Genomic DNA, 2669 nt, shown 5'->3' with positions numbered 1-2669 from the left:
AAAGACGGCGATGCCAGCGTGCAGGTGAGCGTGACCAACGTCAACGGCAACAGCGCGTCTGCGGGCCGCGAGTACAGCGTGGATGCGACCGCACCGTCCGTGACCATCAGTACCCTTGCGGCTGACGATATCCTGAACGCCACGGAAGCGCAGTCAGACCTCGCCATCTCCGGCACCAGTACCGCCGAGGCGGGCCAGACGGTGACCGTGAGCCTGAACGGTAAAAACTACACCACCACCGTAGGCGCTAACGGCAGCTGGACGCTGAACGTTCCGGCGGCGGACCTGGCGGGATTAACCGACGGCAGCGTGATCGTCACCGCGAGCGTCAGTGACAAGGCGGGGAACCCGGCGTCGGTTGACCACAACCTGACGGTGGACGTGACCGTGCCTGCGGTGACGATCAACACCATCGCGGGCGATGACGTCATTAACGTGGCTGAACACAATCAGGCACAGATTATCAGCGGCTCCGCCACCGGCGCGGCAGCGGGGGATAAAGTCACCGTCACCATTGGCGGCCAGACTTACACCACCGTGCTGGACGCGGCGGGCAACTGGAGCGTGGGCGTTCCGGCGAGCGTGATTGCCGGCCTCAGCGATGGCAGCGTGACCGTCACTGCGTCAGTGACCGACGCGGCGGGCAATACCGGCAGCGGTACGCACAATGTAACCGTTGATACCGGGCTGCCGTCAGTTGGCTTCGACACCCTCAGCGGCGATAACGTGCTGAATGCGGTGGAGAAAGGCCAGGATCTGAGCGTGAGCGGTACCAGCGCCAACCTGGCGGAAGGCACTCTGATCACAGTGACGCTGAACGGTAAACAATACACGGCGACAACCGCTGCAAATGGAAGCTGGAGCCTGACGGTTCCGGCAGCCGATCTGGCGGGCCTGGGTGAAGCTAACTACACCCTGAACGCCGCGGCGACCAACGCGGTGGGTAACAGCGTGAGCAATACCGCAAACCTGCTGGTCGATACCGCGCTGCCAACCGTCACCATCAATACCGTGGCGGGCGATAACGTCATCAACGCGGCGGAAGTGGCTGCGGGGCAGACCCTGAGCGGTACCGTGGCCCATGCGGAAGCGGGCAACACCGTAACCGTGACGATTGGCGGCAACACCTATACTGCGACGGTGCAGGGCGATCTGAGCTGGTCAGTGAATGTGCCGTCTGACGTGCTGACGGCGCTGGGCAACGGCAGCCTGAGCGTGACCGCCACCGTGACCAACGGCCACGGTAACACCGGCTCCGGCGAGCGTGATGTGACTATCGACGCCAACCTCCCGGGTCTGCGTGTCGATACCGTGGCGGGTGATGATGTGGTCAACAGTATTGAACACAATCAGAACCTGATCGTGACCGGTTCCAGCGACGGTCTGACCCCCGGCACCGCGCTGACCGTGAACGTGAACGGGAAAGACTATTCCGCCACAGTACTGGCAGACGGCACCTGGAGCGCAGCGGTTCCGGCGGCAGATGTGGGCGCGTGGCCGGAAGGCACCGTGAAAATCAGCGTCACCGGCGACAGCGCGGCGGGTAACCCCATCACCATCAGCCACGACGTGACCGTCGATCTGGCGAGCGTGGCGATCAGCATCAATGCCATCGCCACCGACGACGTGATCAATGCCGCTGAAAAAGGTGTTGATCTGGTGCTTTCCGGCGCGACGACCAACGTCGAAGCCGGGCAGACCGTGACCGTGAGCCTGAACGGTAAAATCTACACCACCACCGTTGATGACAGTGGCAACTGGACGGCGACCATCCCATCGGCTGACCTGGCGGGCATAAAAGACGGCGATGCCAGCGTGCAGGTGAGCGTGACCAACGTCAACGGCAACAGCGCGTCTGCGGGCCGCGAGTACAGCGTGGATGCGACCGCACCGTCCGTGACCATCAGTACCCTTGCGGCTGACGATATCCTGAACGCCACGGAAGCGCAGTCAGACCTCGCCATCTCCGGCACCAGTACCGCCGAGGCGGGCCAGACGGTGACCGTGAGCCTGAACGGTAAAAACTACACCACCACCGTAGGCGCTAACGGCAGCTGGACGCTGAACGTTCCGGCGGCGGACCTGGCGGGATTAACCGACGGCAGCGTGATCGTCACCGCGAGCGTCAGTGACAAGGCGGGGAACCCGGCGTCGGTTGACCACAACCTGACGGTGGACGTGACCGTGCCTGCGGTGACGATCAACACCATCGCGGGCGATGACGTCATTAACGTGGCTGAACACAATCAGGCACAGATTATCAGCGGCTCCGCCACCGGCGCGGCAGCGGGGGATAAAGTCACCGTCACCATTGGCGGCCAGACTTACACCACCGTGCTGGACGCGGCGGGCAACTGGAGCGTGGGCGTTCCGGCGAGCGTGATTGCCGGCCTCAGCGATGGCAGCGTGACCGTCACTGCGTCAGTGACCGACGCGGCGGGCAATACCGGCAGCGGTACGCACAATGTAACCGTTGATACCGGGCTGCCGTCAGTTGGCTTCGACACCCTCAGCGGCGATAACGTGCTGAATGCGGTGGAGAAAGGCCAGGATCTGAGCGTGAGCGGTACCAGCGCCAACCTGGCGGAAGGCACTCTGATCACAGTGACGCTGAACGGTAAACAATACACGGCGACAACCGCTGCAAATGGAAGCTGGAGCCTGACGGT

At 63.1% G+C, this 2669-nt stretch carries 1 protein-coding gene; it reads left to right on the top strand.

Annotated elements, in window-relative coordinates; all coding sequences use genetic code 11:
- A partial coding sequence (locus tag OGV80_RS05725; RefSeq protein ID WP_286514018.1) for a beta strand repeat-containing protein occupies nt 1-2669 on the top strand: 2669 nt, incomplete at both ends.

Origin of the sequence: Citrobacter sp. Ce119, assembly GCF_030334525.1 — a bacterium.
Taxonomy (GTDB): domain Bacteria; phylum Pseudomonadota; class Gammaproteobacteria; order Enterobacterales; family Enterobacteriaceae; genus Citrobacter; species Citrobacter europaeus.
This window is presented reverse-complemented; position numbering and strand designations above follow the sequence as displayed.